Source organism: Leucothrix pacifica (genome assembly GCF_003172875.1).
GTDB lineage: Bacteria > Pseudomonadota > Gammaproteobacteria > Thiotrichales > Thiotrichaceae > Leucothrix > Leucothrix pacifica.
This window is the reverse complement of record NZ_QGKM01000036.1, coordinates 129542-137184: the sequence shown is the minus strand read 5'-3', so window position 1 is coordinate 137184 and position 7643 is coordinate 129542. Positions and strand designations below refer to the sequence as shown.

The following is a 7643-nucleotide window of genomic DNA, read 5'->3' as shown; positions in this document are numbered from 1 at the left end:
GCTTTCACGTGGCTCCAGCATCGCTTCACCAGAGATTTTTGAAGCACCTTCGAACTGCACTTCACTCATGTTCTTGGTCGGCAATGCGCCAACTTCATTGATAACGTTCATCAATACCTGAGTACCCAGTGCAGGCAAGCCTGTACCAGTTACCGCATTTTCGGCCAGTACTTTCTTTTCCTCAGCAACTGAGTTCATAAAGCGTTTAGCGTCGAATAAGTTACCGACACCTTTGGTGCCGCGAACTACTACGGCTTTCAGGTTCTTGGAAGCCATGACGGTTCCAACACCCGAACGTCCTGCCGCACGGTGCAGGTCATTCACAATTGCAGCATACAAGCAACCGTTCTCAGCAGAGCGACCAATCGCTGCTACTCGCAGTGCAGGGTCTTGATGCTTTTTGTGAAGCATTTCATCTGCTTCCCACACTGACTTACCCCACAGATCATCTGCAGGCATGATCTCGACATTGTCGTTTTCAATTGAAAGGTATACAGGGGAGGGCGATGCACCCTCAAAAATTACCATATCATAGCCAGCTGATTTCAGCTCTGCGCCAAAGTAACCGCCCGAGTTCGAACAAGCAATTGCGCCAGTCAGAGGGCTTTTGCAGATGACCGAATAACGTGCACCTGTGGATGCCATGGTGCCGGTCAATGGGCCGGTGGCAAAAATCATGGTATTTTCAGGAGACAAAGCGTCTACACCCGGATCAACGGATTCGATGAAATATTTGGTTGCCAGTCCGCGCTGCCCCAGATATTCCTCAGTCCATGCCATATTGAGAGGTTCTTTATCAACCGTTCCGTTAGTTAGGTTTACCCGTAGGATTGTTTTAGTCCAAGCCATTATATAATCCTCCTATGCTGCGCCAGCGTTGTCAGTTTTCTGAGCCCACTTCTTCATGCGCTCAAAACCAGTGGCATCCGCTTCTACATAGGTGATTGCTTCAGTTGGGCAAGCATCCACGCATTGAGGGTCACCGCCACACAAGTCACATTTGGTGACTTTACCGGTTGAAGAGTTGTAGTTGATGGTGCCGAAAGGGCAAGCAATAGTACAAACCTTGCAGCCGACGCAGGTTGAGTTATTCACGACCTTAGCCCCTGTGGTTGCATCCAGTGTAATTGCGTCGACCGGGCAAGCGGTCATGCACCAGGCTTCATCACATTGCGTACAGGTATAAGGAACGAAGCGGCCTTCGTCATGAAAGTTAAAGACTTTGATGCTGGATTTAACGGGGTTGAATACACCTTCATGTTCGTAGGAACAGGCCATTTCACATTGTAAGCACCCAGTGCACTTGTCGGCATCCAGATAGAGCGATTTCTGCATTTGAAGATCTCCTAATGGTGTTGCGTTTTTGAGGACGCATCAATGCCCAAATTACCGGCCCGGAACCTGTTGCAGTTCTGGGCAGAAGCCACTCTACGGGTAATAAGTCATTGACTCAGAAGTACTATATTAGATTTTATAAGGGACTACAACGCAAAAGGGCAACCCGAAGACTGCCCAGAGATTATCGCCGAAACGATTTTTTAGTGACCGATTGAAATACTGAAAGTGCCGCCGTTGGTGTGTTTTTTCCAGATGATGTTATTGCCGTGATTGTGACGATGAGCATTACCGTGATGTCTATTAGACTTTTTCCATCTTGGTGCTCTGCAGTGCTTAGCATTTTTTGTTAATTTATTGATCTTTACTCGTGCATTGTGCAGAAGAGATTTTAGCTGCTTTCGCTCCCATTTTTGTAAACCATCATGACGCATACGCTTCTCAGTTTTTCTGATGCGGTTCTGCTCTTTATTGAGTCGCTGTGCTTCTTTGGGTGTGATTTGGCAGGTTTTAATGCCTTGCTTAATCATAGTTGCTTGTTCGCGTTGTTCTTTGTTGACGTTAAATCTTGCAGGGCGAGGTGAAGGTTGGTGATGAGAGTGGCCATGGCTGACACGTGGTTTATGGTTATTGTTTTGATGAGCACTTGCCTGAGCAGATAAAATCATTACTGCTACAGCTACTCCTGTAATAACTACTTTTTTCAACATTGTTGGCTCCTTTTTAACATTAAGTGTTAATGATTAATGCGCAAGGTGATACAGAAAGGGCTCAAGGAATTTTTTGTATTTATCTAATAACCAGCTACGTTAATCGTGTACTTGAAACAAATAACCTGAACTTCAGGCACTGTCGTGACTTAAACTGTACTTTCGGATTGGAGCCTCTTATGTCGATGCCCTCTAGCAACATGGTCTCAAAAAACTATTGCCCAAATTGTGGAGGATTTGATCTGGTTAAGCTACATCGCAGTTTTATACAAAAAAGAATTCTTGATGCCCCTAACAAGCTTTATTGCCAGAGTTGTGCTCTAGCATTGTCGGTCTCTGATTTCAGCAATAATCCTGCAAAAGAAATACCAGTATTTATTGGTGGTTCTATCGCTGCTGATGCTAATGACAGAAGCATTGAACGTTACAGAAGAGAAGTTGATCACAGTCAGAAACAAACCTCTTCCCAAACTGTTGATGAGATTGCAACTTCAGAGGGTAATCAAATAACTATGCGGGTAAAGAAGAAAAAATTGTCTGCCTGGTGGTTATACTTTAGTGGGGTGCTAGTAATTTGTTTACTTTCATTGTTGGGATATAAATACATGAGCGACTACCCAGAGCATAGTGCAAACAAGATCAGTAACTCAATTGGCCCAACGGTTTCATCGCAATTAGTGGATAAAGTAGATGAGAACAAACTGGTTGTGGTTCCCCAGCTTCAGATTGATGTGATAGTAGAGTCAGAAGATGTGCTGAAGTCTATTGTTGTTGCACCTCCTGGTTCAGATATCATCGTTTCTGAATCTGAGACGATACCTAGCAGTGAGGCTGTCCTGGGTACACCTAAGTTAATGACTGAGGTTGTTGAAAAGCTACATGAACCAGTGGTAGTGCCTAAGATTGAAACTGAAATAAGTATCGTCCTTCCATTTAAGGAGTCAGAACACTTAGTAGAAGAAACCGGTCAAAGTGAGTTTGGGGAGAGAGTAAGGAGTGATGATACAAATGAGCTTATGGAAAGAGCAACACTAGAGTTCTTAAGGCATGATCTCGACAAATTACTAACAGAGCACGCGAAATAATAAGAGTAACAAACATCTGTGTATTAGCGATTAGTGTGAGATGCGAAGATTATACAAAATGGCCACTTAATTTTGGATGTGTGGTTTTTTCGCTCGCTTAATTATGCGGTAAATAAATTTTGTTGCTTTTTCCCAACAGGCATACTAGTCTTGGTTCTAAGAATTAATTTCTTAACGAAGTTGTGGGAAGCACAACTTTCACAAACCTTAAAGATTTTTATTGTAGGGGAATACTATGAAATTGAAAACATTAGCAATTGCTATCGCAATGGGCGCTATGCCTTTCGCAGCTCAGGCAGAGGTTTCTATCGGTGGTGATGTGACTGTCAGCTATCAAGAAGATGGCACCGGTGGTGCGTCAACGTTCGATGGCTCTGGTACTGAAGTAATTTTTAATGCTTCAGAAAAAGTTGGCGGAATAACGTATTTCGGTACTGCAACTGCCAACCTTAATGCAACAGGATCCGCAGTGACTGCCACAGTGACTCCTGATGATGTGCATGTTGGTATGAAAGGCGGTTTCGGTACAGTGAAGATCGGTGACACTGTTAATGGTTGTGATACTGTTGACACTGGTTGGGTTGCTCACGATGTATTTATTTCGCATTCCTCAGGTGGTTGTAAGGGGTCCGATACTCACAATATCACTTACTCAAATACTCGTGGTCCTATCTCTTATGCGGCTTCATATAGCCCTGAAGACTCAGCTGACAACTTCGCTGTAGGTATTAAAGGAAAGTTGGGTCCAGTGACTGCTAGTCTTGGTTATGAAGACGGAGATGGTATCGCTAACGGCTCAAACGTTACCATGGGTGCATCTGGTAGCTTCGGTCCTGTAGCTGTAGGTATCCGTGCTAACAAATTGGACGGTGGAGACACGGATATCGGTTATACAGCTCAGTACGCAGCTGGTGCAAACAAGTTTTACATGGGTATTGGCGATGTGGCTGATAACGACACGTTGTTCCTTGGTTATAACCGTTCATTGGGTAAGAATACAATTGCTGTTGTTGAGTTTGTTGATGATGACTCTTTGACAGATGATAAAATTGCGATTGGATTGAAGCATAGCTTCTAATCAAAATCTTGTAAAAGATTATGCAGTCATAAAAGAGGGTAGCGTAAGCTGCCCTTTTTTATTGCTTTAACATTAATTAAAAAGTTAGAGATAAGTTTATTCAACCCTCTCTTGTATTTCGGTGGCTATGTAGGTACCTGGCAGACGGTAGTAACGAAAAAATGTACCCATAGAGTGGATAAAGGCGTTATCTCTGTTCTTATTGATAGGTTTGAAAATAAGTTCTGACAAGTCTAAGCCTACGCCAAATTGCAACTCAGTTTTAGCCTCAGGAAATTGTTCCTGCTCATTTTTCTTAAACCCTTCCGTATGGTAGCCCAGCTGTAATTCCAGATATTTTAATGGGGTACCCTTCAGTCGTTCAAAACCACCAAGCTTAAGCGCTGCCAGATAGGTGTAGCCTGAATAATCAGTAATTGGATGGTCGCTGTAAGCATCTGTTGGTTTATATTCTACGCGTAAATCGAGCTTGTCATCTAATCCTGGAACGGTGTTTTTAAGATAAGAAATTCCAATTCCTGCAGTATTTAAAATTAGGTCTTCATATGAAAAACCATGGTCATTGGAGTATCCATCGAAGACTTCCACCCCTAGCATGATTGCGCTTGAGAACAGGGCACTTTTTCTAGCAGCTTCAATTTTGTTGTTCGTTTTTAGGTTCAGCCTCTTGTTGAAGAGTTCGTTCATGAGATAAGACGAATACATATGACCTAGCTTATCTGCGCCTGCGCTTCCCGTATCTAGACCAAACCAGCCTTCATTATTAAACTTGAACGAGTTACTACTTCCCCAGTCCCAGCTATCTAGACCTAAGTAAAGAGCTCCAGCAGTGACGAGACCAACTTCCCATTTGATCGCATTTGCTGCATCACTTATGGAGAGAGGATCGTTAGTGATGGAATCAGCTTGGACTGTCTGAATGTGCATTGATGATGTTGTTAAGACCGTCGCAATAAAGATTTTTTTCATGGAATGGTGGCTCTATCTTATGACTTTTGTCATGTTTAAATGTTACATATTTTGCGAAAAAATACCTAAAGAATAGTATACTAATTTTTATCATTCCTAGAAGCTATTATTATCCTAGCAGCTGTAAATAGACACTTATCTTAAAAGCTCTTGAATATTATGATTGATAGTATTATCAGTCACACGCTTTAAAGTGTTGCCATGTGCAGGTACTTATTTTCAGTTATTAGACTATAGTGATATCAGTGACTTGCAAGATGTGGCGCTGGCGCGACAACTGACGATAGAAAAAGGCATCGCGTCGATTCCTATCTCCGTATTTTATGAAAATCCACTGCAAGAACAGAGAATACTGCGTTTTTGTTTTGCTAAAAACGACGAGACATTAGATCAGGCGACAGCGCTATTGTCTGCTATTTGATGATATCGTGATGGCTGTAATCGGTCCGCGGTACATCAAATTTTGATCACCTCAATAGATAACCAACCGACCTCTGCAATAACACCCAATAATTACATGTGAGTAAAGTAATGAGTAAGCTGCTACAAGTAAAAGACTTACACAAGCATTATGCCGATGTGAAGGCGGTTAATGGTGTCAGTTTTAGTGTGACCGAGGGAGAGTGCTTCGGTTTGCTCGGGCCAAATGGTGCTGGAAAAACGACAACAATTGAAGTCATGGAAGGCATTAGTAAGCCAACGAGTGGCGAGATATTGTATCGCGGTGAGCCGCAAGGTAGTCGCTTTAGAGAGCAGGCCGGCATTCAGTTCCAGTCAACAGCTTTGCAGGATTTCCTGACAGTTGCTGAGCAATTAAAGCTATTTGCCAGCTTTTATCCGAAAGGACTGTCTTTTGATGAGCTGGTTGAAGTTTGTGCGTTAGAAAAGTATTTAAATCGCGACGCCAGTAAATTATCCGGTGGTCAGCGTCAGCGTTTGTTACTGGCTATTGCGCTCGTCAATGATCCCGATATTGTGTTTTTGGACGAACCAACCACAGGGCTTGACCCACAGGCACGGCTCAACTTCTGGGATTTGGTGAATAAAATAAAGTCGCGTAACAAAACGGTTCTACTGACTACTCATTACATGGAGGAGGCCTATAACCTTTGCGACGAGATTGTGATTATGGATCACGGAAAAATCATTGCGCAGGGTTCTCCTGATGAGCTTTTAGAAGAGCATTTTCAAGACGTTATCATTGAATTACCCATGTCAGATTTTAATGAAAAAGCAGCTGCGACCATGCCGTATCGGATTCTGGAAAAGGTGCAGCCAACCGTTGAAATCGTCACCTCTGATGTCAATGCGACATTGGCAGAATTGTTATCAGCCAATGTCTCTCTGAGTGGTTTACAGGTGCGGGCAAGAACTCTGGAAGACTTATTTATAGAATTAACGGGTAAGGAGTTACGGGCATGATAAAGCGTATATTAGCCATGCTACACGCGCGTAATCTTGAGTTCATGCGCGACAGATCTTCACTGGCGTGGAATATTATTTTACCGGTCTTGTTGGTATTTGGATTAGCGTTCACCTTTTCGGGAGAAAATAAAGACCAGTACAAAGTCGCGGTGATGGCAGAAGGCTTGCTGGTAAATGCAGAGCCGGATGAGTCGCTGCACCCCCTGTTAAAAACGGATTACATTACGTTTTACGGTGTGGATGATCAGAGTGAAACGGTCAAAAAAGTCTCAAGACATCAAGTGGATATGCTGTTGGATCTACGCCCTGATCAAATGCATTATTGGGTGAATAATGATGCGGTGAATGGTTATTTTATGCGGCGCCTTTTGGCAGGGAGCGGCGGGCCGACCGTTACTGAGAAAGCTGTTACGGGTAAGCAAGTCCGTTATGTGGACTGGGTTGTGCCGGGTATTTTGGGTATGAATATCATGTTTGGTTGCTTATTCGGAGTGGGGTATGTGATCGTTCGGTACCGTAAAAGTGGTTATCTCAAGCGAGTTAGCGCGACCCCGTTAAGTGCCACCGAGTTTCTGATTGCACAGATATTGTCGCGGCTAATGATTGTGGTTGCGACAACCGTATTGGTGTTTGCTGGTACCAATTTCTTTATGGATTTTCGGGTTGTGGGGAGTTACCTAAGTTTGCTCGTGGTGCTGATTATCGGCACGTTTACCTTGCTGTCGTTGGGCTTGTTGGTGGCTTCGAGGGTGAAAAGTGAAGAGCTGGCAGGTGGTCTGTTGAATATGTTGACCTGGCCGATGATGTTGTTATCGGGTGTTTGGTTTTCGATGGAAGGTGCTCATCCATACCTACAAAAATTTGCAGAGTTATCTCCGCTCACTCACATGTTGAAGGCCGCCAGAGCCATTATGATAGACGGTGCATCGTTAATGGGAGTTTCTTACAATCTTGTGGTTTTGTTGATAATGGGAGTGGTGTTTATCGTCCTAGGTGCTAAGTTGTTTAAATGGACGACGGACTAATTGTAGTGCCGCCGTC

Annotated in this window: 9 protein-coding genes; 5 read left to right on the top strand and 4 right to left on the bottom strand. The window is 43.5% G+C overall.

Features of this window, described 5'->3' with window-relative positions; translation table 11 throughout:
• From DKW60_RS12835 to DKW60_RS12825, 3 genes are all read right to left on the bottom strand, one after another.
• Positions 1-849: aldehyde ferredoxin oxidoreductase N-terminal domain-containing protein (locus tag DKW60_RS12835; RefSeq protein ID WP_281271853.1), on the bottom strand; the 849-nt coding region annotated here is incomplete at its 3' end.
• Positions 850-861: 12 nt separating this feature from the next.
• Positions 862-1335, bottom strand: a complete 474-nt coding sequence (locus tag DKW60_RS12830) for a 4Fe-4S dicluster domain-containing protein (protein WP_109838051.1) — start codon at positions 1333-1335, stop codon at positions 862-864.
• A 203-nt stretch (positions 1336-1538) separates the two neighbouring features.
• Complete coding sequence (locus tag DKW60_RS12825; RefSeq protein ID WP_109838050.1) at positions 1539-2045, bottom strand: hypothetical protein; 507 nt, start codon at positions 2043-2045, stop codon at positions 1539-1541.
• 179 nt (positions 2046-2224) lie between these two features.
• On the opposite strand from DKW60_RS12825, the gene DKW60_RS12820 reads away from it, so the two are divergent.
• On the top strand, positions 2225-3130 hold the full coding sequence (locus tag DKW60_RS12820) for a hypothetical protein (protein ID WP_109838049.1): 906 nt from the start codon (positions 2225-2227) through the stop codon (positions 3128-3130).
• Positions 3131-3365: 235 nt separating this feature from the next.
• Positions 3366-4208: a porin gene (locus tag DKW60_RS12815; RefSeq protein WP_109838048.1), complete on the top strand. Its 843-nt coding sequence runs from the start codon at positions 3366-3368 to the stop codon at positions 4206-4208.
• 96 nt (positions 4209-4304) lie between these two features.
• Here the strand turns inward: DKW60_RS12815 and DKW60_RS12810 are convergent, their stop codons facing one another.
• Complete coding sequence (locus DKW60_RS12810; RefSeq protein WP_109838047.1) at positions 4305-5177, bottom strand: DUF2279 domain-containing protein; 873 nt, start codon at positions 5175-5177, stop codon at positions 4305-4307.
• A 163-nt stretch (positions 5178-5340) separates the two neighbouring features.
• Here DKW60_RS12810 and DKW60_RS12805 point away from each other — a divergent pair, with 163 nt between their 5' ends.
• The 3 genes from DKW60_RS12805 to DKW60_RS12795 all read left to right on the top strand — a co-directional run bounded on the left by DKW60_RS12805 (position 5341) and on the right by DKW60_RS12795 (position 7627).
• The gene (locus tag DKW60_RS12805; protein WP_109838046.1) at positions 5341-5598 is read left to right on the top strand and encodes a pyridoxal phosphate-dependent aspartate aminotransferase family protein; all 258 of its coding nucleotides are present in this window, start codon (positions 5341-5343) and stop codon (positions 5596-5598) included.
• Between the two features lie 110 nt (positions 5599-5708).
• The gene (locus tag DKW60_RS12800; RefSeq protein ID WP_181389690.1) at positions 5709-6599 is read left to right on the top strand and encodes an ABC transporter ATP-binding protein; all 891 of its coding nucleotides are present in this window, start codon (positions 5709-5711) and stop codon (positions 6597-6599) included.
• On the top strand, positions 6596-7627 hold the full coding sequence (locus tag DKW60_RS12795; RefSeq protein WP_109838045.1) for an ABC transporter permease: 1032 nt from the start codon (positions 6596-6598) through the stop codon (positions 7625-7627). Before DKW60_RS12800 ends, DKW60_RS12795 begins: the two co-directional genes overlap by 4 nt.
• The last annotated feature ends 16 nt before the right edge of the window (positions 7628-7643 follow it).

Coding starts and splice junctions, on each gene's coding strand:
- DKW60_RS12830 (WP_109838051.1), bottom strand. CDS start 1,335: ATGCAGAAATCGCTCTATCTGGATGCCGACAAGTGCACTGGGTGCTTA.
- DKW60_RS12825 (WP_109838050.1), bottom strand. CDS start 2,045: ATGTTGAAAAAAGTAGTTATTACAGGAGTAGCTGTAGCAGTAATGATT.
- DKW60_RS12820 (WP_109838049.1), top strand. CDS start 2,225: ATGTCGATGCCCTCTAGCAACATGGTCTCAAAAAACTATTGCCCAAAT.
- DKW60_RS12815 (WP_109838048.1), top strand. CDS start 3,366: ATGAAATTGAAAACATTAGCAATTGCTATCGCAATGGGCGCTATGCCT.
- DKW60_RS12810 (WP_109838047.1), bottom strand. CDS start 5,177: ATGAAAAAAATCTTTATTGCGACGGTCTTAACAACATCATCAATGCAC.
- DKW60_RS12800 (WP_181389690.1), top strand. CDS start 5,709: ATGAGTAAGCTGCTACAAGTAAAAGACTTACACAAGCATTATGCCGAT.
- DKW60_RS12795 (WP_109838045.1), top strand. CDS start 6,596: ATGATAAAGCGTATATTAGCCATGCTACACGCGCGTAATCTTGAGTTC.